Annotated in this window: 20 protein-coding genes; 6 read left to right on the top strand and 14 right to left on the bottom strand. The window is 71.6% G+C overall.

Features of this window, described 5'->3' with window-relative positions:
- Window positions 1-7: 7 nt before the first annotated feature.
- Window positions 8-559: a hypothetical protein gene (locus tag AB0J93_RS06675; protein ID WP_363918839.1), complete on the bottom strand. Its 552-nt coding sequence runs from the start codon at window positions 557-559 to the stop codon at window positions 8-10.
- Between the two features lie 66 nt (window positions 560-625).
- Between AB0J93_RS06675 and AB0J93_RS06680 the strand changes: the two genes are divergently transcribed.
- Entirely contained in the window at window positions 626-2,410 is a 1,785-nt protein-coding gene (locus AB0J93_RS06680; RefSeq protein ID WP_363918841.1) for a hypothetical protein, read from the top strand.
- A 257-nt stretch (window positions 2,411-2,667) separates the two neighbouring features.
- Here AB0J93_RS06680 and AB0J93_RS06685 read toward each other — a convergent pair whose 3' ends face one another.
- The 3 genes from AB0J93_RS06685 to AB0J93_RS06695 all read right to left on the bottom strand — a co-directional run bounded on the left by AB0J93_RS06685 (window position 2,668) and on the right by AB0J93_RS06695 (window position 4,657).
- Window positions 2,668-3,417 carry a YebC/PmpR family DNA-binding transcriptional regulator gene (locus AB0J93_RS06685; RefSeq protein WP_099846556.1) on the bottom strand — a complete coding sequence of 250 codons (750 nt, stop codon included), beginning with the start codon at window positions 3,415-3,417 and terminating at the stop codon, window positions 2,668-2,670.
- Between the two features lie 219 nt (window positions 3,418-3,636).
- Entirely contained in the window at window positions 3,637-3,933 is a 297-nt protein-coding gene (locus AB0J93_RS06690; RefSeq protein ID WP_363918843.1) for a hypothetical protein, read from the bottom strand.
- Window positions 3,934-3,940: 7 nt separating this feature from the next.
- Window positions 3,941-4,657, bottom strand: a complete 717-nt coding sequence (locus tag AB0J93_RS06695; protein ID WP_363918845.1) for an NAD(P)H-dependent oxidoreductase — start codon at window positions 4,655-4,657, stop codon at window positions 3,941-3,943.
- A 103-nt stretch (window positions 4,658-4,760) separates the two neighbouring features.
- Here AB0J93_RS06695 and AB0J93_RS06700 point away from each other — a divergent pair, with 103 nt between their 5' ends.
- Entirely contained in the window at window positions 4,761-5,609 is an 849-nt protein-coding gene (locus AB0J93_RS06700) for a helix-turn-helix transcriptional regulator (RefSeq protein WP_363919450.1), read from the top strand.
- Between the two features lie 33 nt (window positions 5,610-5,642).
- Here the strand turns inward: AB0J93_RS06700 and pdxT are convergent, their stop codons facing one another.
- The 6 genes from pdxT to pgsA form a co-directional block, all read right to left on the bottom strand.
- The gene (gene pdxT / locus AB0J93_RS06705; RefSeq protein WP_363918847.1) at window positions 5,643-6,266 is read right to left on the bottom strand and encodes a pyridoxal 5'-phosphate synthase glutaminase subunit PdxT; all 624 of its coding nucleotides are present in this window, start codon (window positions 6,264-6,266) and stop codon (window positions 5,643-5,645) included.
- A 7-nt stretch (window positions 6,267-6,273) separates the two neighbouring features.
- The gene (pdxS, locus tag AB0J93_RS06710) at window positions 6,274-7,191 is read right to left on the bottom strand and encodes a pyridoxal 5'-phosphate synthase lyase subunit PdxS (RefSeq protein WP_363918849.1); all 918 of its coding nucleotides are present in this window, start codon (window positions 7,189-7,191) and stop codon (window positions 6,274-6,276) included.
- Between the two features lie 237 nt (window positions 7,192-7,428).
- The gene (locus AB0J93_RS06715; protein WP_363918851.1) at window positions 7,429-7,926 is read right to left on the bottom strand and encodes a hypothetical protein; all 498 of its coding nucleotides are present in this window, start codon (window positions 7,924-7,926) and stop codon (window positions 7,429-7,431) included.
- A 35-nt stretch (window positions 7,927-7,961) separates the two neighbouring features.
- A complete protein-coding gene (locus tag AB0J93_RS06720) occupies window positions 7,962-9,122 on the bottom strand; it encodes a glycosyltransferase family 4 protein (RefSeq protein WP_363918853.1) in 1,161 nt (386 codons plus the stop codon).
- A 13-nt stretch (window positions 9,123-9,135) separates the two neighbouring features.
- Window positions 9,136-10,014 carry a phosphatidylinositol mannoside acyltransferase gene (locus AB0J93_RS06725; protein WP_363918855.1) on the bottom strand — a complete coding sequence of 293 codons (879 nt, stop codon included), beginning with the start codon at window positions 10,012-10,014 and terminating at the stop codon, window positions 9,136-9,138.
- 25 nt (window positions 10,015-10,039) lie between these two features.
- Window positions 10,040-10,672, bottom strand: coding sequence for a phosphatidylinositol phosphate synthase (pgsA, locus tag AB0J93_RS06730; protein ID WP_363918857.1), 633 nt, complete (start codon window positions 10,670-10,672; stop codon window positions 10,040-10,042).
- Window positions 10,673-10,948: 276 nt separating this feature from the next.
- Here pgsA and AB0J93_RS06735 point away from each other — a divergent pair, with 276 nt between their 5' ends.
- Complete coding sequence (locus AB0J93_RS06735) at window positions 10,949-13,099, top strand: elongation factor G-like protein EF-G2 (protein ID WP_363918859.1); 2,151 nt, start codon at window positions 10,949-10,951, stop codon at window positions 13,097-13,099.
- Window positions 13,100-13,103: 4 nt separating this feature from the next.
- Here the strand turns inward: AB0J93_RS06735 and AB0J93_RS06740 are convergent, their stop codons facing one another.
- From AB0J93_RS06740 to thrS, 3 genes are all read right to left on the bottom strand, one after another.
- Window positions 13,104-14,162, bottom strand: coding sequence for an aldo/keto reductase (locus AB0J93_RS06740; protein ID WP_363918861.1), 1,059 nt, complete (start codon window positions 14,160-14,162; stop codon window positions 13,104-13,106).
- A gap of 359 nt (window positions 14,163-14,521) precedes the next feature.
- Window positions 14,522-15,034 (bottom strand): HIT domain-containing protein, encoded by a 513-nt coding sequence (locus AB0J93_RS06745; protein ID WP_363919452.1) that lies wholly within the window; start codon window positions 15,032-15,034, stop codon window positions 14,522-14,524.
- A gap of 62 nt (window positions 15,035-15,096) precedes the next feature.
- The gene (thrS, locus tag AB0J93_RS06750; protein WP_363918863.1) at window positions 15,097-17,103 is read right to left on the bottom strand and encodes a threonine--tRNA ligase; all 2,007 of its coding nucleotides are present in this window, start codon (window positions 17,101-17,103) and stop codon (window positions 15,097-15,099) included.
- Window positions 17,104-17,299: 196 nt separating this feature from the next.
- Here thrS and AB0J93_RS06755 point away from each other — a divergent pair, with 196 nt between their 5' ends.
- The gene (locus AB0J93_RS06755) at window positions 17,300-18,253 is read left to right on the top strand and encodes a DUF1775 domain-containing protein (RefSeq protein WP_363918865.1); all 954 of its coding nucleotides are present in this window, start codon (window positions 17,300-17,302) and stop codon (window positions 18,251-18,253) included.
- 23 nt (window positions 18,254-18,276) lie between these two features.
- On the opposite strand, the gene AB0J93_RS06760 is transcribed toward AB0J93_RS06755, so the two are convergent.
- A complete protein-coding gene (locus tag AB0J93_RS06760) occupies window positions 18,277-19,197 on the bottom strand; it encodes an ADP-ribosylglycohydrolase family protein (RefSeq protein WP_363918867.1) in 921 nt (306 codons plus the stop codon).
- A gap of 74 nt (window positions 19,198-19,271) precedes the next feature.
- On the opposite strand from AB0J93_RS06760, the gene AB0J93_RS06765 reads away from it, so the two are divergent.
- Both AB0J93_RS06765 and AB0J93_RS06770 read left to right on the top strand, forming a co-directional pair.
- Window positions 19,272-19,961 (top strand): response regulator transcription factor, encoded by a 690-nt coding sequence (locus AB0J93_RS06765; protein ID WP_363918869.1) that lies wholly within the window; start codon window positions 19,272-19,274, stop codon window positions 19,959-19,961.
- A gap of 17 nt (window positions 19,962-19,978) precedes the next feature.
- Window positions 19,979-21,397: a HAMP domain-containing sensor histidine kinase gene (locus AB0J93_RS06770; RefSeq protein WP_363918871.1), complete on the top strand. Its 1,419-nt coding sequence runs from the start codon at window positions 19,979-19,981 to the stop codon at window positions 21,395-21,397.
- Window positions 21,398-21,602 lie beyond the last annotated feature (205 nt).

Genomic DNA, 21,602 nt, shown 5'->3' on the forward strand with positions numbered 1-21,602 from the left:
ACCGCCCTCAGGCTCCGCTCAGCCAATCCCCCTCCCCCGGGGCTGACCTGCGGATACTCTGCCGACAGGCACCTTCGGAAGGTTCCCGGTCAAGCCGAACCCGATGGCGGCGCGGGAGGAACTCGTGTGTGGCAAGGACTGGCGCAGCCGCCTTGAATTCGAGCCCGACGACCGCGAATGGCGGTTGCTCGGCCAGGTGGCTGACGGCAGGCCAGCGGAGCCTGACGAGCGGCTCGGCAACGAGGTCGGTGCCCGCGCGGTCCACTTTCTCTGTGCCAGCGCCGGTGACCCGGTCCAGGATCGCGTGGTCATCACCCGTGCCCGGGTACGGGGCCAGTTGGACCTGTCCGGACTGCACCTGAAGCACGGCCTGTCGTTTCGGGACTGCGAGTTCGACGAAGGTGTCGACCTGTCCGGGGCGCGCTGCGACGAGACGATCGAGTTCATCGGTTGTCGGCTCAACGGCTTCGCCGCCGACAGCCTCCACGGATGCAAGGAGATCAGTGCCGTCGACTGCGACATCACAGCGGCCAGCTTCGCCAACATCCACCTGGAGCACGACCTGAGGCTCAGTCGCAGTCGACTGAGGAGCCGGCCCAGTTGCGCGGCCTTCCGTGGGCCCGACATGGTCATCAAGGGCGGGCTGTTCCTGGACGAGGTACGAGTGGCCGGCGGCGTGACGCTCGACTCCAGTTACATCGAGCACGATCTCGACTGCCGGGGCGGCCAGTTCAGCAACACGCCGGCGCCGGCGATCGACGGGACCTGGGTGAACGTGGGCCGGGAACTGCGCTGCGACGAAGGGTTTCACGCCGACGGAGAAGTCCGGCTGTGCTGGGCACGGGCGGAACTGCTCTCCTTCCGCAACGCCACCCTGCACAACCCGAACGGGCTGGCGCTACGCGCCGACTCGCTACGCGCCACCACCGGCTGCTACCTCGATCAGGACTTCCACGCCACCGGCACGGTACGCATCGTCGGTGCGCAGATCGCGGGTGAGTTGAGCTGTAGCGGTGGCCGGTTCGACGGCCGCGGCGGTGTCGCGATCGAGGCGGTTCGGCTGGCCGCCGAGGACGTGTATCTCGACCGGGGTTTCGCGGCGCACGGTGCGGTGCGGCTGGTCGGGGCAGTACTGGAACGCCAGCTCACCTGCACCGGGGGACACTTCGACAACCCGTCCGGCAGCGCCCTGGACGCCACCGGACTGCTCTGTCGCGGCGGCGTCTACCTCGACAAGGATCCCGATCTCGGACAGGGTTTCACCGCAAACGGCCAGGTCTGGTTGTGCGGTGCCAGTGTCACCGAGGCGATCGTCTGCACCGGCGGACTGTTCAACCACGAGGCAGACATCGCCCTCGACGCCGACGGCCTGACCACCGAGGGAAACGTCATGCTCAACGACGGCTTTCGGGCGGTCGGTGGCGTTCGCCTGGCACGGGCCACCGTTGGGCGACAGCTCGACTGCAGCGGTGGCGTCTTCCACGCACTGGGACGTGTCGCTCTCGACCTGACCGGCATGGTCGGGCGCGGCGACGTACTGCTCACCAGCGGCTTCCGAGCGACCGGCGAAGTGTCGCTCCGGGACGTGGACATCACGCGGGACGTGGACCTGCGCGGAGGCCATCTCAGCGAGGTCGGCGACAAATCACTCGACGCGTACGGGTTACGGGCCGGCGGTTCGCTCATCCTGCTGCCGGCCGGCACTCCCACACAACTCGTCGATCTGCGGTACGCGACCGTGGCGAGACTTCAGGACAGCGTGACCAGCTACCCGGTGGATCGCGTCGAACTCGAAGGCTTCACCTATCAGACAATCGAGAGCGAAGGCGATAGCGCGATTTCGTACGAAGAGCGCGTCGAGATTCTCAGCCGTATGCGTAGCTACTCGCGCCAGCCGTACCTGCAACTCAGCAAGGTTTACCGGACAGCGGGGAAGGAGATCGAAGAGCGCGAGGTGGCGGTCGCCGGCTTGAAGCAGCTCCGGAAGAAGGACAAACTCCCCCGTCACTCAAAGGCGTGGAACTTCTTCATGTGGGCCACGGTCAGGTACGGCTACCGCCTCTACCAGCCGCTCCTCATCGCACTCCCGTTCGTGGCGCTCAACATCATCTTTTTCCATACAGCCGAGCACAACAACCTCATGGCGCCGGTAGGCGCGAAGACCTCCGGTGAACCGCATGCCAATGACATTCGATGCCCCGAGAACCACCCGTGCTTCAATCCTGTCGCATACTCGGTCCAGTTACTGATCCCCGCCGTCAATCTGTTTCAGATCGACAAGTGGATACCCGATGCCAGCAAGGACTGGGGCACTCCGCTGCTCTTCTGGACTTGGGCCATGATCCTGCTCGGATGGGTTCTTGGGTTCTCTCTCGTCGCCGCCATCAACCGGTGCTTCCGCCGGGAATAGGCAGCGGTACCGCGATCACGGCGCCGAGCGTTCCGCCGAGCACGGCATCGATCGACCAGCTGCCGTGCGCCGGTGGCCGCCGCGGCGAGCAGTCCACCGACCGCGCCGGCCCCCGATGATCAGGCCGAGCAGGCCCGGTGACACCCAGCGGTCACCTCCGCAAGCAGATCATCATCCAGCTCCAGCGGAGTCCTGACCATGAGATATACCTCCCGGACACCAACGTATCCGGGAGGTGCGTATATCTAGGCGATCGGTCAGCCGACGGCGGCCATGACCTCGTCGGAGACGTCGAAGTTGGCGTAGACGTTCTGCACGTCGTCGCTGTCCTCCAGGACGTCGATCAGCTTGAAGATCTTGCGCGCGCCCTCCTCGTCCAGCGGCACGGTGACGCTGGGCACCAGTGACGACTCGGCCGACTCGTACTCGATGCCGGCGTCCTGCAACGCGGTCCGCACGGCGAGCAGGTCACCCGGCTCGGAGACCACCTCGAACGCCTCGTCGAGGTCGTTGACCTCCTCGGCGCCCGCGTCGAGGACGGCCATCATCACGTCGTCCTCGGTGGTGCCGGCCTTGGGCACGATCACCACGCCCTTGCGGGAGAACATGTACGACACGGAGCCGGCGTCGGCGAACGAGCCGCCGTTGCGGGTCAGCGCGGTGCGTACCTCGGTGGCGGCGCGGTTGCGGTTGTCGGTCAGGCACTCGATCAGCAGCGCGACACCGTTCGGGCCGTACCCCTCGTACATGATCGTCTGGTAGTCGGCGCCGCCGGCCTCCAGGCCGGAGCCGCGCTTGACGGCCCGGTCGATGTTGTCGTTGGGGACCGAGTTCTTCTTGGCCTTCTGGATCGCGTCGTAGAGCGTCGGGTTGCCGGCCGGATCACCGCCGCCGGTACGCGCCGCGACCTCCACGTTCTTGATCAGCTTGGCGAACATCTTGCCGCGCTTGGCGTCGATGACCGCCTTCTTGTGCTTGGTCGTCGCCCACTTTGAGTGGCCGGACATCTGTTACCTCCGTTGCTACCCGCCGTCTGCATCGACCGCACCGAGCGCCCCGCTCCGCACCGGCGCACACGGTGGTGCCGGTCAGCTCTGGTGGAAGCAGTGGCGGCCAGATGGCCCTGCCGAATCTCGACAATCCTACCGACGTACGGCGGGTGACCGTCACCCGCCGCACGTCAGCCGCCGGCCCGCTCTCCACCGATCGACACAAAGCGGACGAAGTCACTCCCCCATGCCGTACGACCCCCGCACTGTGAACTCGGCAGTGCTGCGCTGCTCGCAGCGCTCGTCGAGCTCCGCCCGGAAGTGGCCGAACGACTCCAGCGACGGCAGCGGTCCGGGCAGGTCCGGGCCCATGACGACGTCGACGAAGCTGAGGCCGTCGTCGAGCCGCAGGGTCAGATAGCGGAATCCGGGCGGGCGCAGCCGGGTCAGGTCCCGGTGTACCGCGTCAAGCAGGGTCAGATGCTCGTCGAGGCGGTCCGCGCGGACGCGATACGTGATCAGAAGGGTCTCCATGATCGGCTCACCGGCCAACAGCCGGGACGGCGTCCCGGCCCGCCATCTCGGCACCCGTCGTCAGGTCCGCCGCCTCGCCGGCACCCGTCGCCAGGTCCGCCCGGTGGCCGACGCGGTGTTCCCGTACCGCGGCGAGGAGTTCGGTGAGCATCGCAGTGATCATCGCCGCCCTGTCTTCGCCGGGCGAGATCCGACCGTCGGCGGTCGGGTCCGACCGATCCGCACCGGTCCAGTCGAAGTCCGTGAACAACCCCAGCTCGACATGGGTCGGTAGGACCTCCATGCCCACCTCGGCGAGAATCGGCCGCAGGTGCTCGGCCGCCCGCCCGCCACCGCGTACGCCGTAGGTGAGCACACCGGCCGGTTTGCCGCGCCACTCGGCGTCGAGATAGTCGATCGCGTTCTTGAGGACCGCCGGGACCGAGCTGTTGTACTCCGGGGTGACGAAGACGAAGGCGTCGTACGCCGCCACTACCGTCGACCAGCGACGGGTGTGATCGTGACGGTAGTCGCCGAACCTCGCCGGCACCGGTTCGTCGAGCATCGGCAGCCGCTGCTCGGCGAGATCGACCAGTTCGATGGTCACCTCACCCGCTCGCGCCGCCGGATGCCCGACCGTCGTCTCGGCCACCCATCCTGCCACCGTCGGGCCACGTCGCCCCGGGCGGCTGCTGCCGACGACCAGGCCCACCTTGATCGGTCCGTGCTGTCGTGTTCCGTTCATGAGCCGATCCCACCGCTGTCGGGAGCACTCGGGGAGACCGGCGGGAGGGTAGCCCTGGCGGGGACACGCTCCCGGGCCACGGGCGCGGCAGACTGGACGCGTGATGGACGGCGAGTTGGGCGCGTTCCTCCGCAGCCGCCGGGAGGCGCTGCGGCCCGAGCAGGTGGGGTTGCCCACCAACGGCCGGCGGCGCACGCCGGGCCTTCGGCGTGCGGAGTTGGCCACGTTGGCCCAGGTCAGTGTGGAATACCTGACTCGGCTCGAACAGGGCCGGGACACCCGCCCGTCGCCGGGCATCCTCGCCGCGCTGGCCGAGGCGCTGCGGCTGGACGACGCCGACCGGCGGCACCTTCAGCAGCTCGCGTCGGTCGACCAACGCCGGGAACTGTGCGCGGGTGGGCGGCCGTTCGTGTCACGTACCGTCCGCCCACAGGTCCGGACGCTGCTGGAGGCGCTACGGGACCGACCGGCGTACCTGATCAACCGGCTCGGCGACGTGCTGGCCTGGAACGAGCCGTTCGACCGGCTGGCCCGCCCGCTGGGGCTGCTCGACGACGAGCAGCCCAACCTCGTGTGGTTCACTTTCGCCCACGAACGCGCACCGGAGCACTTCCCCGACTGGGCCGACCTCGCCGACCAGCAGGTCGCCGACCTGCACCGGTTGCGCGGGGGCGACCCCGCCACCGACGCGTTCGCCGAACGGCTCGGCCGTACCGTCGGGGAACCGTTCCGGTCCCGGTGGCAGCGCCGGCCGGTCGCCGTGCAGCCGAGCGGGGTGCGCTGGCTGCGGCATCCGGAGGTGGGGCCGCTGCGCTTGTCGTACGAGACGCTGGAACTCGCCGACGACCAGCAGCGACTGGTGGTGCAGCAGCCCACCGACGCGGACAGCGCCGCAGCACTGGACCGCCTCCTGGGGCGCCGCCCCGGCAGCCTCCGCTCCGTCGCCGGCTGAAGCCCAAGACTGGGCGTGGTCAGGCGGGCGTGGTCAGGCGGGCGGGGCAGGATCAGCGGGGGCGCGGACCATATCTACGAAGTAGGCGTGCAGGCGCGGGTCGCCGGTGAGTTCCGGGTGGAACGAGGTGGCCAGCAGGTTGCCCTGGCGTACGGCGACGATCCGACCTATGGCTGGTCCGTCGGCCACCGTGCCGAGCACCTCGACGCCTTCGCCGACCCGCTCGACCCAGGGCGCACGGATGAAGACCGCGTGCAGCGGCCCACCTGGGATGCCGGTGATCTCCACCGGCGCCTCGAAGGAGTCGACCTGCCGGCCGAACGCGTTGCGGCGGACGGTCATCGCGATGCCGTCGAAGCCGCGCTGGTCCGGCCGGCCGTCGAGCACCTCGGTGGCCAGCATGATCATTCCTGCGCAGGAGCCGTAGACCGGCATTCCGTCGGCGATCCGCTTGTCGATCGGGCCGCGCAGCTCGAAGATGTCGACCAGCTTGCTGATCGTGGTGGACTCCCCGCCCGGGATGACCAGGCCGTCGACCGCGTCCAGTTCCTCCGGCCGGCGTACGGTGTGGGCTCGCGCGCCCGCCACGGTCAGCGCGGTGACGTGTTCGCGGACGTCGCCCTGGAGGGCGAGGACACCGATGACGGGTGCCGTCACCGTCGGGTCACCAGCCGCGCTCGGCGAGGCGGTGCGGCTGCGGGATGTCGTCGACGTTGATGCCGACCATCGCCTCGCCGAGGCCGCGGGACACCTTGGCCAGCACGTCCGGGTCGTCGTGGAAGGTGGTCGCCTTGACGATCGCGGCGGCCCGCTGGGCCGGGTTGCCGGACTTGAAGATGCCGGAGCCGACGAAGACGCCCTCGGCACCGAGCTGCATCATCATCGCCGCGTCGGCCGGGGTGGCGATGCCACCGGCGGTGAACAGCACCACCGGCAGCTTGCCGGTCTCGGCGATCTCCTTGACCAGCTCGTACGGTGCCTGCAACTCCTTCGCCGCGACGAACAGCTCGTCGGTCGGCAGTGACTGGAGGCGGCGGATCTCCTGGCGGATCTTCCGCATGTGGGTGGTGGCGTTGGAGACGTCGCCGGTGCCGGCCTCGCCCTTGGAGCGGATCATGGCGGCGCCCTCGGTGATCCGGCGCAGCGCCTCGCCCAGGTTCGTCGCGCCGCAGACGAACGGCACGGTGAACGCCCACTTGTCGATGTGGTTGGCGTAGTCGGCCGGGGTGAGCACCTCGGACTCGTCGACGTAGTCGACCCCCAGGGACTGGAGGATCTGCGCCTCGACGAAGTGGCCGATGCGGGCCTTGGCCATCACCGGGATGGAGACCGCGTTGATGATGCCGTCGATCATGTCGGGGTCGCTCATCCGGGACACCCCGCCCTGGGCACGGATGTCCGCGGGTACCCGCTCCAGCGCCATCACCGCTACCGCGCCGGCGTCCTCAGCGATCTTGGCCTGCTCGGCGGTGACCACGTCCATGATCACACCGCCCTTGAGCATCTCGGCCATGCCGCGCTTCACGCGGGCGGTGCCGACGACCGGGGTGGGACCGGCGTTCGGGGAAGTCGTCTCGGACACGTCGTCGCTCCTCAGGCGTCCTCGGCAGGTGGCAGCGCAGATGCTACGCCCGGGCCAACGCCGCTCCGACAGCCAATCAGACCCGTGGTGGCCTGCACTGTGTCCGCCGTCACCCGTGCCTCGGGGAGGCCGCCACCTTCCGGCGGCCCGGACGGTTCGGCCGTTCCGGTGCCCGGCGGCCCGGGTGGTCGCCGACCTTCGGCCGGCGCCGGTCGGCGTCGGCCGAACGGCGGGGGGTCAGCGGCTGGGCACGTCGGCGGCGGGGAAGGTGAGGGTCGGGTCGTCGATGTCGAAGTAGCGCGGCCAGGTGTGCCGGCGTCCCATCCGCAACAACCGCACCAGTGGCCGGCCGCGCGCCGACCGGGCGTCGCGGACCAGGTCGGTGTGCACCTGGCGGGCCAGGGCGAGCCGTCGGCTGGCGGCGATGACCGCCTCGCAGTCGGCGTCGGTGGGATCGAGCGGAACCGTCCGCAGCTGTCGGGTCAGGTCGTTCTCGGCCGCCTCCCGCTCGTCGGGCTCGGCGTCGAGGGCGATGCGCGCCGCCGCGTACAGCTCGACGCCGTAGCGGCGCTCGGCCAGCACCGCCGCCGCGGCGGCCCGGCGCAGCAGATGGGCGTCGAGGGCGCGGGCGGCGAGCTGGGCGCGATCCTGGAGCCGTTCGACCCGGCCGGCGGTCCAGATCAGGTACACCGCGACCAGGGCGACGACCACCGTCGCGCCCACCACCCACCACATGCCCGGCATCGTAGTGCTGCTCCCGTTCCTCGCGATCAGGTCAACTCCACCCACTCCTGGTCGATCACCCGCCCGTCGGTGGCCTCGATCGCCGCTGCGTATACCTCCAGAACCCGGCGGGCAACCACGGGCCAGTCGAAATTTGCCACCACCTGGTCACCGCAGGCGGTCAGCTCCGCCCGCTGAGCCGGGTCGTCCAGCAACTGCGACAGCGTCGCACGCAGGGTCACCGCGTCGCCGGTCGGGAACAGCCGGCCGGCCCGGCCGCCGTCGAGTACCCGGCGGAAGGCGTCCAGGTCGCTGGCCACGACTGTGGTGCCGGCGGCGAGCGCCTCGGTAAGGATCATGCCGAACGACTCGCCGCCGGTGTTCGGCGCGACGTAGAGGTGCACACTGCGCAGCATCCGCGCCTTCTCCTCCTCCGAGACCAGGCCGAGGAAGGTGACCTGGTCCCGCAGGTCGGGCGGGAACCTGTCGAACAGGTCGTCCGGGTCGCCGGGACCGGCGACCAGCAGGCGTAGGCCGGGACGCTGCCGGGCCAGCTCGACGAAGGCGTCGCGCAGGATCGGGAACCCCTTGCGGGGCTCGGTGAAGCGGCCCAGGAAGCCGAGGGTGCCGCCGGTGCCCGGCCCGCACTCGCCCGGCCAGCCGGGCAGCGGTTCGACCCCGGCGAACTTGGCCACCGCCACCCCGTTGGGGATCTCCACCGCCCCGCCGTCCAGGTGCTCGACCTGCACCTTGCGGGCCAGGGCGCTCACCGCGATCCGAGCGGTGATCCGCTCCAACACGATCTGGAGCATCCCCTGGGCGGCGGCGAGCATTCGGGACCGGGTCATCGCGGTGTGGAAGGTGGCCACCACCGGCCCCCGGGCGGAGAGCACGGCGAGCATGGACAGGCTCAACGCGAGCGGTTCGTGCACGTGCAGCACGTCGAAGTCGCCCCGGGTGATCCAGCGGCGTACCCGGGCGGTGGAGACCGGCCCGAAGGCGATCCGGGCCACCGAGCCGTTGTACGGCAGGGGCACCGACCGGCCGGCCGACACCACGTACGGCGGCAACGGTGAATCCTCGTCCGCCGGGGCGAGGACGCTCACCTCGTGCCCGAGCCCGATCAGCGCCTCCGCCAGGTCCATGACATGGTTCTGCACCCCGCCGGGTACGTCGAAGGAGTACGGGCAGACGATGCCGATCCGCATTGCGCCCGTCCCCTCAGTCCAGCCACATCCGTTGCAGCATGTGCCAGTCTTCCGGATGCCGGGCGATGCCCGTCGCGAGACCGTCGGCGATCAGCTGGGTCAGCGATCGGACCCGCGTGTCGAGGGTGCCCGCCTCGGGCCCCGGCACCAGCAGCGGGCCCACCAGCGAGGCGCACGCCGCATCCGGTTCGTACCACATCGACGCCACATACAGCGGCGCGCCGGTACGCAGCGCGAGCAGTGCCGGACCGGCCGGCATCCGGGTCCGGCCGCCGAAGAAGTCCACCTCCACGCCACGGGTGGAGAGATCCCGGTCGGCCAGCAGCGGTACCACCGCCCCGGCGGCCAGCCGGTCGGTCAGCACGTCGATCGCCGGGCGGGCACCACCGTTGGTGGGCAGGATCTCCATGCCCAGCCCCTGCCGGAAGGCGACGAAGCGCTCGAAGACGCCCTCCGGCTTGAGCCGCTCGGCGACGGTGGACAGCGGCCAGCCGTTGGCGGCGACCCAGGCCCCGGCCGCGTCCCAGTTGCCGGCGTGCGGCAGCGCCACCACCGCACCACGCCCGGCGGCCACGTCCGCGGCGAGCACCTCGGCGCGGTCCAGCCGGAACCCGGCGAGCAGCTGCTCGCGGCTCAGCGCGGGCAGCCGGAACGCCTCCATCCAGTAGCGGGCGTACGAGCGCAGGCCCCGGCGGACCAGGTCGTCGAGTTCGGCCTCGGGCAGCTCGGGCCCGACCACGCGGCGGAGGTTGGCGCGTAGCCGGGTGGCACCCGGGCCACGGCGGCGGTGGGCGCGGTCGGCCCCGGCGGTGAACGCGGCGGCGGTGACCGGCCGGGGCAGCACGCGGACCAGCCGCCAGCCGGCGACGAAACCGAACTCGGTGAGATTCACCGGGTACTCCGCCCGGCTGTGCCGGTCACCCGTGGCCGCCCGGCACGTCGACCTGCTGGGCCTGCCGGTACACGTGCCGCATCCGCTGGCCGACGGTGAACAGGGACACCGCCGCGAGCAGCCAGAGCGCGATCGGCAGCGCCACCGGGTGGACCAGTTCGGCGAGCAGACCGCCGACACCGACGATCAGCAGTCGTTCCGTACGCTCGGCAATGCCCACGTTGCAGGTCATCCCGAGCCCTTCGGCGCGGGCCTTGACGTACGACACGAGCCCACCCGCGGCCAGGCAGATCAGCGCGGCGGCCACGCCCGCGTGGTTGCCCTCGGTGGCCAGGTAGAACGCGACCGCGCCGAACACCGCGCTGTCGGCGACCCGGTCCATGCTGGAGTCGAGGAACGCACCGAACCGGGTCGACCCGCCGCTCATCCGGGCCATCGTCCCGTCGAGCAGGTCGGTGAGCGCGAAGACCGTCACGATCAGCGCACCGGCGACCAGATGGCCGCGGGCGCCGAAGCCGAGCGCGCCGACGAGCACCCCGAGGGTGCCCGCGACGGTGACCGCGTTGGGGGACACGCCCGCGCGCAGCAGGCTACGGGCGATCGGCTCGACGACGCGGGTCATCCCCGCGCGGGCCGACACTTGGAAGATCTTCGCCATGGCGGTCCCACGATAACGGTCGGCGCTCGACCGGCGACACCGCCCGTCTGACCAGCCACGCTCAGCCGGCGCGGCGGCCCGCCCGAAGAGGGTTGTGTCGGCCCGTCATCGGGTGTGAGATCGAGCCATAAGGGTGACCCGGCTCACCCCGCCGCCTGTTGACTGCCCGGTTCCCAGCGAATCACCGGAGGATATCGCCGCAGCACCCCGCCCGGGCCGCATCCCGTCGCGTGCGGCGGTCGCCACCCACCACCACGGCTGAGGGAGGTGCGCCCGATGGCGCAGAGGAGTCAGGACAAGGGGGCCGCCGGCGTACCGGCGGTGACCGACCCCACCAGGATCCGCAACGTGGTGCTCGTCGGGCATTCCGGGGCGGGCAAGACGACGCTTGTCGAGGCGTTGCTCGCGGCCTCCGGAACGATCGCCCGGGCCGGCTCGGTCACCGACGGCACCACCGTCTGCGATCACGACCCGGCCGCCGTACGTCAGCAGCGTTCGGTCGCCCTGGCCTGCGCGCCGCTGCTGCACGACGGGATCAAGGTGAACCTGCTCGACACGCCCGGCTACGCCGACTTCGTCGGTGAGCTGCGCGCCGGGCTACGGGCCGCCGACGCCGCGCTCTTCGTGGTCTCCGCCGTCGACGGGATGGACGCGGCCACCGCGGCGCTGTGGGAGGAATGCGCGGCGGTGGACATGCCCCGGGCGGTCGCGGTGGCCCGACTGGACCATCCCCGCGCCGACTTCGACGAGGCGGTGGCGCTGTGCCAGCGGGTCTTCGGCGACAACGTGCTCCCGCTCTACCTGCCGATGCTCGGTGACGACGGCGAATCCACCGTCGGCCTGCTGGGGTTGATCACGCGGCGGGTCTTCGACTACACGGGCGGGCTGCCGCCGCAGGTGCGCGAACCCGACCCGGAGCACCTGCCGGCCATCGTCGAGTCCCGCAACGAGCTGATCGAGGGGATCATCGCCGAGAGCGAGGACGAGACCCTGATGGACCGGTACCTCGAAGGTGAGGAGATCGACGCCGGCATCCTGGTGGAGGACCTGGAGAAGGCGGTCGCCCGCGGCCACTTCTATCCGGTGGTACCGGTCTGCGCGGCGACCGGGGTCGGCCTGGACGCGTTGCTGGAAGTGCTCACCGCCGGTTTCCCCGCCCCGCCGGAGCACGCGCTGCCCGCGGTGACCGGGGTGGACGGCTCCCCACGGCCGCCGCTGACCTGCGACCCGGACGGCCCCCTGGTGGCCGAGGTGGTGCGGACCACCATCGACCGGCATGTCGGGCGGGTCTGCGTGGTCCGGGTCTTCTCCGGCACGCTGCGCCCCGAGCAGACCGTGCACGTGTCCGGGCACGGTCTGGCCGAACGCGGGCACCCCGACCACGACGCCGACGAACGGATCGCCCACCTCTACAGCCCGCTCGGCGCCACCCTGCGGGAGGTCGGCGTGGCGGTGGCCGGTGACATCTGCGCGATCACCAAGTCCGGCAGCGCGGAGACCGGCGACACCATCTCCGCCAAGGAGAACCCACTGCTGATCGCGCCGTGGGAGATGCCGGAGCCGTTGCTGCCGGTGGCGATCGTGGCGAAGTCCCGGTCCGACGAGGACACCCTGGCCCGCAACCTCGGCCGGCTGGTGGCCGGCGACCCGACGATGCGGCTGGAGCGCAACCCGGAGACCCACCAACTGGTGCTGTGGTGCATGGGCGAGGCGCACGCCGACGTGGTCCTCGACCGGCTGCGCGCGGGCGGGGTGGAACTGGACACCGAGCCGGTGCGGGTGGCGCTGCGGGAGACGCTGACCGTGCCGGCCCGGGGGCACGGCCGGCATGTCAAGCAGTCCGGCGGCCACGGACAGTACGCCGTCTGCGACATCGAGGTGGAGCCGTTGCCGCGCGGCGGCGGCTTCGAGTTCGTCGACCGGGTGGTCGGCGGCGCGGTCCCGCACAACTACATCCCCTCGGTGGAGAAGGGGGTACGCGCCCAGATGGAGCGCGGTCTGGTCGCCGGCCACCCGGTGGTGGACCTGCGGGTCACCCTGGTCGACGGCAAGGCACACAGCGTGGACTCCTCCGACGCGGCGTTCCAGACCGCCGGGGCGCTGGCCCTGCGTGACGCCGCCGACCAGGGGCAGCCGGCGCTGCTGGAGCCGGTCGACGAGGTGACGGTACGGGTGCCCGACGGCAACGTGGGCGCGGTGATGGGCGACCTGTCCGGGCGACGCGGCCGGGTGCTCGGCACCGAACCGGACCCGGCCTCGGAGGGCCGCACCCTGGTACGCGCCGAGGTGCCCGCCACGGAGCTGCTGCGTTACGCCGTGGAGCTGCGGGCGATGACCTCGGGAGCCGGCACCTTCCGGCGCCACTTCGTCCGTTACGACCCGATGCCCGCCCACCTCGCCGACCAGATCCGCAAGGAGCACACCTGACCGGTCAGGGGCGGGCGGTGGGGAGCATCGGGCTGGGCCAGTAGGGGCGGTCGGCCTCCCGCAGCGCGGCGGCCCGCAGGGCGGCGAGCTGCCGTTCCACCTCGGCGAAGTGGTCGGGGGCGAGCGGACCGAGGGCCAACGCGGCGGCGTTCTCCTCGACCTGGGCGACGGTGCGGCAGCCCGGGATAGGGATGGCCCGATCGCTGCGCGCCCAGATCCAGCCCAGCGCCCCCTGCGCCAGGGTGCGTCCGTCGGCGGTCAACGTGGCCCGGACCGCGTGCACCCGGCGCAGCCACTCCGGCGCCGGCCGCCCGCCCCGGAACCACTCCAGCCAACCCGAGGTCATCCCCCGCACGTCGTCGCGGGGCAGCACCGACTCGGGGCGGTACTTGCCGGTGAGCAACCCCATGCCGAGCGGACCACGATTGACGCTGGCCAGGTCGTACTTCTCGCAGACGGCGAGCAGGTCGGGTGCGTCACGCAGCACCGACAGGCTGTGCTGCACGGCGGCGGCGTGCGGGGCATCGTGCCCGAAGGCCGCAGCCCGGTCGGCCCGGTCGGTGCTCCAGCCGTACGCACGAACCAGTCCGTCGGCCACCAGGTCCTCCAACGAGCCGATCAGCTCGTGGGCCTGCGGCACGGGCAGGTCGGCCAGGTGTAGCTGGTAGAGGTCGATCCGGTCGGTCCCGAGGCGGCGCAGCGAGTCCCACACGGCCCGCCGCAGGTACGCCGGTGAGGCGTCGGGCCCGATGGCCTGCCGGGTCCGCTCGTCGAACGTGTATCCCCACTTGGTGGCGATCACCGCCTCGTCACGGCGGCCGGCCAGGGCCCGCCCGAGGACCCGTTCACCGTGTCCCGCGCCGTAGCTGTCGGCGGTGTCGAAGAGGGTCACGCCGAGGTCGAGCGCGCGACGGATCGCCCGCACCGACTCCTCGTCGTCAACCGCCCCCCAGCCCAGCGGCATGCGCCCCTCGGCCCACGGGCCGGCGATCGCCCAGCAGCCCATGCCCATGGCGCTGACCTCGATGCCGCTGCGGCCCAGCGTCCGCGTCGACTCCACCACCGGCGCATCGTGCCATCTTTCGGACAGACGTTGACGAACATCCAGCACGATCATCCGTACGGGTCCCGGTGTGCGTACGGATCACCCGACTGGCGGCGGGATCCGGCGCCGTTTCGTCCGCGCCGCGACCGACCTGCGGATGGCCCCCGGGAAGCCACTGTTCGACGTGTCCCGTTTGCTCTGCTTACTGATACGCATCGACTTCACTGCGTAACCTCCGCGTGGGTTGAAGCAGAGCAAAGGGCGCGGACCAAGGGCTGCCGCCGTCACCCGGGCGACAAGACGCGAAGCACGAGCGGGAGACGGCGCGGCGCGGAAACGGCACCGACGGCGCGGGACGGGCCGGAGGCGGGCTGTGGTCAGGAGGGCCAGGCGCGGGCGAGCAGGTCGCGGGTGTCGCCCAACAGTTGCGGCAGGACCTTGGTACGCCCGATCACCGGCATGAAGTTGGCGTCACCACCCCACCGGGGCACCACGTGCTGGTGCAGGTGGGCGGCGATGCCGGCACCAGCGACTCCGCCCTGGTTCATCCCCAGGTTGAAGCCGTGGGCGCTGCTGACCTTGCGGATCACCCGCATCGCGGTCTGGGTGAACGATGCCAGCTCGGCGGTCTCCGGCCCGTCCAGGTCGGTGTAGTCGGCCACGTGCCGGTACGGGCAGACCAGCAGATGCCCCGGGTTGTACGGGTACAGGTTGAGCACCACGAACACGTGCCCACCACGCGCCACGACCAGGCTCTCCTCCGGCGGCCGGGTGGGCGCCAGGCAGAACGGGCACCCGGAGGGTCGCTCGTAACCCCCCTCGGGCCGGTCCTCCCCGGAGATGTACGTCATCCGGTGGGGCGTCCAGAGCCGGTCCAGCCCGTCGGCCATGTCCCTGTCGGTGTGCTCCTCCGCCCCAGTCACACCGGCGATCCTACGGCCCTTCCCGGCCGTCACATCTCGGCGGAGGGGCCGGTGTTGGTCCGGGAGGTGACCACGTCGAGGACGTGGGTGACCGCCTCGGCCAGCGGTACGCCGTTGCGCTGGGAGCCGTCCCGGTAGCGGAACGAGACGGTGCCGGCGGCCACGTCGTCGTCGCCCGCGATCACCATGAACGGGATCTTCTGCTGCTGCGCGGTACGGATCTTCTTCTGCATCCGCTCGTCACCGGCGTCCACCTGGGCGCGGACGCCCTCGGCGCGCAGCGCGGCGACGAAGCCGTGCAGGTAGTCGGCGTGGTCGTCGCGGATCGGGATGCCGACCACCTGCACCGGGGCCAGCCAGGCCGGGAACGCGCCCGCGTAGTGCTCGGTGAGCACACCGAAGAACCGCTCGATCGAACCGAAGAGGGCCCGGTGGATCATGACGGGCCGCTGCCGGGTGCCGTCGGCCGCCTGGTACTCCAAACCGAATCGCTCCGGCTGGTTGAAGTCGACCTGGATGGTGGACATCTGCCAGGTCCGGCCGATGGCGTCCTTGGCCTGCACCGAGATCTTGGGGCCGTAGAAGGCCGCGCCGCCCGGGTCGGGCACCAGTTCCAGACCGGAGGTCTCGGCGGCGGTGCGCAGCGCCTCGGTGGCCTCCGCCCAGTCGTCGTCCGAGCCGATGAACTTCGGGGAGTCGTCGCGGGTGGACAGCTCCAGGTAGAAGTCGTCAAGGCCGTAGTCGCGCAGCAGGTCCAGCACGAACGACAGCAGGGTGGTCAGCTCGCCGGGCATCTGCTCCCGGGTGCAGTAGATGTGCGAGTCGTCCTGGGTCAGGCCGCGTACCCGGGTGAGGCCGTGCACCACACCCGACTTCTCGTACCGGTAGACGGTGCCGAATTCGAACAGCCGCAGCGGCAGTTCGCGGTAGGACCGTCCGCGCGAGCGGAAGATCAGGTTGTGCATCGGGCAGTTCATCGCCTTGAGGTAGTACTCCGCCCCCTCCAACTGCATGGGCGGGAACATCGTGTCGGCGTAGTACGGCAGGTGGCCCGAGGTCTGGAAGAGCTGCGCCTTGGTGATGTGCGGGCTGTTGACGAACTCGTACCCCGCCTCCTCGTGCCGGCGACGCGAGTAGTCCTCCAACTCCCGGCGGATGATGCCGCCCTTGGGGTGGAATACCGCGAGGCCCGAACCGATCTCGTCGGGGAAGCTGAACAGGTCGAGGTCCGCGCCGAGCTTGCGGTGGTCGCGCCGGGCGGCCTCCTCCAGCAGCTTCAGGTACGCCTTCAACCCGTCGCGGGTCGGCCAGGCGGTGCCGTACACCCGCTGCAACTGCGGGTTCTTCTCCGACCCACGCCAGTAGGCGGCGGCCGAGCGCATCAGCTTGAACGCGCCGATCAGCCGGGTGTTCGGCAGGTGCGGCCCCCGGCACAGGTCCGACCAGCAGACCTTGTCCTCGTCGGCGGCGAGGTTGTCGTAGATGGTCAGCTCGCCGCCGCCGACCTCCATCACCTCGGAGGAGTCCAGCCCTTCGCCCTTGACGTCGATCAGCTCCAGCTTGAACGGCTCGGCCGCCAGCTCGGTCTTCGCCTCGTCCAGGCTGTCGAAGCGGCGACGCCGGAACCGCTGCCCCGACTTGATGATCTCCTGCATCCGCTTCTCGAGCTTGGCCAGGTCGTCGGGCTGGAACGGCTTGTCCACCGCGAAGTCGTAGTAGAAGCCGTTGTCGATCGGCGGGCCGATGCCGAGCTTCGCCTGCGGAAAGATGTCCTGTACGGCCTGGGCCAGCACGTGGGCGGTGGAGTGGCGCAACACGTTCAGCCCGTCCGGCGAGTCCAGCGCGACCGGCTCGACGGCGGTCTCCTCGGCCGGTCGCCAGTCCAGGTCGCGCAGCACGCCGTGCGGGTCGCGGACCACCACGATCGCCCGGGGGCCGTTTGTGGGCAGCCCGGCCGCGGCCACCGCGTCGGCCGCCGTGGTCCCGGCGGCGACGACGACGGGGTCGGCCACGGCGGGGGTACGGGGTGCGGACACGGATGACTCCTCGCAGCAGACGTGACGGATGGTGCCGATGCCGGCGCACTGATGCTATCGGGCGGCCCGGGCGTCGCCGTCGTCGACACCGCCGGCAGACGATTGCCGCCATCGTTGAACCTTTCCGGCCCGGAATCCGAACTACCGGGTGTGGCCGGAGCCGGTTCCGGCCGCGTGGACACGGATGGGAACCCAGATGGCGATGACGCACGGCGGGAGCCGTCGACGCCGGGGCGTGCTGGTGGCCGCCCTGGCCACGGCCGTGGTGCTGCTCTGGCCCGCCACGGCGTGGGCCGACGGGGTGACCTTCACCCCGACCGAGGCGCAGCAGGGCAACGCGGTGAAGCTCGAATTCGTGGTGCCCGACGAACGGCCGGGCGTCCGGACCGAGAAGGTCGAGATCAGGATCCCTGAGGACCCGCCGATCGCCGAGGTGTACCCGCTGTCGGTGCCGGGCTGGGCACCGACGATCACCACCCGGAAGCTGGACCGGCCGGTGGCGGGCATGCACGGCCCGGCCACCGACGTGGTGACCGCCTCGCTGATCTGGTCGCGGGCGAAGGGTGCGGCGGGCGAGGGCCCGGCTCGGCTGGTGTTCTCGATGGCTCCGCTGCCGCAGACCGAACGGCTGACCTTCGAGCTGGTGCAGACGTACGCCGACGGACTCCAGGTGCAGTGGGGCGGTCGCCCCGGCCAGCGTCCGCTGCCCACGCTGACGCTGGTGTCGGGTGATCCGGCCTATCCGGGTGCCCACGGTGGGCATGGCGCGGCCCCCGGCGGCGCAGCGCCCGCCGAGGCTCCGCCCACCACCGCCGCCTCCGACGGTGGTCCGAACGCCAACAGCCTGCTCGCCGCCGGGCTGGTCGCCGGCCTCGGCGGCGGCGCGGTGGCGGGTTGGCTGATCAGCCGCCGACGCCGCGCGACGACCGAGGAGATCGACCGCTCGGTGCTCGACGAGGAGCAGCCGCCAGCCGGGCCTGCGACGGCCGGCTCCGACGCGGGCAGGACGGGCGACGCGGACGGCCCTGAGACGGCCACCGCCGGGACGGCCGGTGGCGGGACGCCAAGCGACGTGGCGGACGGCTCCGGTGCGGCCGGGACGCCCAAGGGTGCCGGTGCCGAGAAGGTCGAGGCGGGCGCGCGGCGGTGAGCGGCGGGCGCGGCGCGTCCGGGTCAGCCGACCCAGTCGGGTAGCGGCTCCCGGGCGGCCAGCCAGTCGGCGGGCACGCCGCCCTCGGTGGCGACCCCGGTGTACGCGGCGACCACCCCACCGGCGATGGCGGCGGTGGTGTCCACGTCGCCACCCGCCGCCACGCAGGCGCGTACCGCGGCCGGGTAGTCGTTCAGGTGGGTGGCGGCGACCCAGCAGGTGAAGGCGACGGTGTCCTGCGCGGTGACGCGGGATCCGTTGCCGAGTGCGTCCACCACCTCCGGCAGCGGACGGCCCAGCAACCCCGCCGCCCGGCGTACGCCCCGGTGCACCTCGGTCGCCGGGTCCACGGCGGCGGCGACGCTGGCGAGCAGGCGACCCGGGTCCGGCCGGTCGCCGTCCAGCCGGGCCCGGGCGGCTCGCGCGGCGGCCACCGCCACCGCCACCGCACCGGCGATCCCTTCCGGGTGGGCGTGGGTCACCTCGGCCGATGCCTGTGCCTGCGCGACCACCCGGCTGGTCGAGTCGGCGAAGTACGCGCCCAGCGGGGCAACCCGCATCGCCGCCCCGTTGCCGCAGGACCCCTGCCCGTCGAACGCGGACGCGGCGGCGACCGGCCACGGGGTGCCGGTCCGGATCAGGCGCAGGATGCGCACCGCTCCGGGGCCGTAGCCACGGTAGGGCTCGCAACGTCCGGCGAAGTCGAGCGCCAGGCTGTCCCGGTCGATCCGGCCCGCCTCGGCCAGCCGGGTCAGCACCGAGCAGGCCATCTCCGTGTCGTCGGTCCACTGCCAGGGCGGTGGCGGGAGACGATCGGCGGCGAGGTCGGCGGCGTGCCGGCCGGGAACGAAGAACTGGGAGCCGAGGGCGTCGCCGACCGACAGGCCGGCGAGGCTGTCCCGGGCCAGGGCCAGGCGGGTGTCCGGATAGAGGGTGAACGTCATGGTCGCCCCAGCTTGGCGGGTTCCGGGGTGGGCCGCAATGACGCCGCACTTGCCGCCCCGAGTACCGTGCTTGGGTGGCCACCGTCCTCCTGGTCGAAGACGATCACGTCGTACGCGGCGCGATGCTTCGTTCCCTCACCGACCGGGGTCACGCCGTACACGCGGTGGGCACCGCCCTGGACGCGCTGCGCCGGGTCGCCGCCGAGACACCGGACCTGGTGGTGCTCGACCTCGGCCTGCCGGATCTGGACGGCTCGGACGCGTTGCGGATGCTCCGGGGCATCACCGACGTGCCGATCATCATCGCCACCGCCCGCGACGACGAGCAGTCCGTGGTCAAGCTGCTCCGGGCCGGTGCCGATGACTACATGATCAAGCCGTTCACCGGCGCGCACCTGGACGCCCGGATCACCACCGTGCTGCGTCGCGCGGGCCGGGCCAGCCGCTCCACCCAGCCGGCCGTGCACAGCGTCGGTGGGCTGCGGGTGGACGTCGGCGAGCGCAGTGCCCAGCTCGACGGCGCGGCGCTGGCGCTGACCCGCAAGGAATTCGACCTGCTGGCGTATCTCGCCGCCCGCCCTGGCCGGGTAGTGTCCCGGCGGGAGCTCTTGGAGGAGGTATGGCGGCAGCCATCGGTCGGCGAGGATCAGACCATCGACGTTCACCTGTACTGGCTACGGCGCAAAATGGGCGAGTCCGCGGCGAAGCCGCGCTACCTGCGCACCGTGCGGGGGGTGGGCTTCCGGCTGGTGGCGCCGGACTGAGAAGGGCGCTGGCCCTGTTGACGGCCGGCGTGGGCACCCTGCTGGCGCTGGCCTTCCTGGTGCCGCTCGGGCTGACCCTCGGCGGGCAGGCGCGTGAGGAGGCGATCGCCGACGCGGCCCGGCGCAGCGCGCTGGTGACCGGGGCGCTGGCGATCAGCACCGAGTCGGCGGTGGTGACCCGGGCGATCGAGGCCAGCGGCGGCGACCCGGCCACCCGGCCGGTCGTGCACGGGCTCGACGTGGACTCCTCCGCCGGGCGGGCCGACGCGACGCAGCTGGAGCAGGCCCGGGAGCAGGGCCGCTCACTTGTCGTCGACATCGACGGCGGGCTGCTGCGGCTGGATCCGGTGGTGCTGGGCGAGCGGACCGCCGTGGTGGAGGTCTTCGTCCCGGACGCTGTGCTCGACGCCGGTGGCGGCGGCCGGTGGTTGCTGCTGGCCGGGGTGGCAGTCGCGCTTGTGGGCGCCGCGATGCTGGTGGTGGACCGACTCGCCGCCCGCGCGGCCGACGCGAGCCGCGCTCTGGTCAAGGCGGCGCTCGCCATCGGCGACGGCGACCTGGGCGTACGCGTCGAGCCACACGGCCCGCGCGAGCTGGTCGAGGCCGGCCACGCGTTCAACCGGATGGCGGAACGGTTGGTGGCGGCGCGCACCGAGGAGCGGGAGCTGGTGGCGGACCTGTCCCACCGGCTGCGTACCCCGCTGACCGTGTTGCGGTTGGACGCCGAGGCACTGGAGTCCGACGACACAAGTGTCGGCTCGTTCAGTCAGGCCGAGCTGGACTACCGGCGCGGCATTCGGCGGATCCGGCAGGCGATCGTCACCTTGGAGGGTGAGATCGATGTACTGATCAAGACCACCCGCAAGGCGGTGGCGACCGAGGCCGCGCCCCCGGCGACGTGCGACGTGAGCGAGGTGGTCCGGGACCGGATGGTGTTCTGGGCCGCTCTCGCCGGTGACCAGAACCGCCCGCACCGGGTCTCCGGTGCCCAACTGCGTATTCCCGCGCCGGTGCCCCGGGCCGAGCTGGCCGCCGCCCTGGACGCGGTGATCGGCAACGTGTTCCGCTACACCCCGCAGGGCACCGCGTTCGAGGTGGCGGTGTCGCGCCGCGACGGTTACGTGGCCATCCGGATCGACGACGCCGGCCCCGGTATCGCCAACCCGGACCGGGCCCTGCGGCGCGGCGCCAGCGACCAGGGCTCCACCGGGCTGGGGCTGGACATCGCCAAGCGGGTGGCGTTGCAGGCCAACGGCTCGGTAAGCATCGACCGGGCCCACCTGGGCGGGGCGAGTGTGGTGATGCTGCTGTCCGACCCGGAGGCGACGCCGCGCCAGGTGAGCCGATTCGGCCTGGTGGGCCGGATGGCCCGGGAGGGCCGGGAGCAGAAGGCCGGTGGACGCCGCTGGCCCCGTCAGCGTCCGACGGACCGCTGACGGCCAGGACCGCCGGATCGTGGCCGGTCGCCTCGGGCTGTGCGACGGCACAAGTCTTTCTTAGATCCGAATTAACCCCGTTCCACCCGACCGGTCCGACTGACAGGATCGCTGCGAACCCAGCAGTTCCACCGGCCTATCGCTCCCAGCGCATTCGGTCGGTGGAGCAGTGCGCGCGGCGGGAGACACGGTCCCCCCACACCTC

Origin of the sequence: Micromonospora sp. NPDC049374, assembly GCF_040677165.1 — a bacterium.
Taxonomy (GTDB): Bacteria; Actinomycetota; Actinomycetes; order Mycobacteriales; family Micromonosporaceae; genus Micromonospora.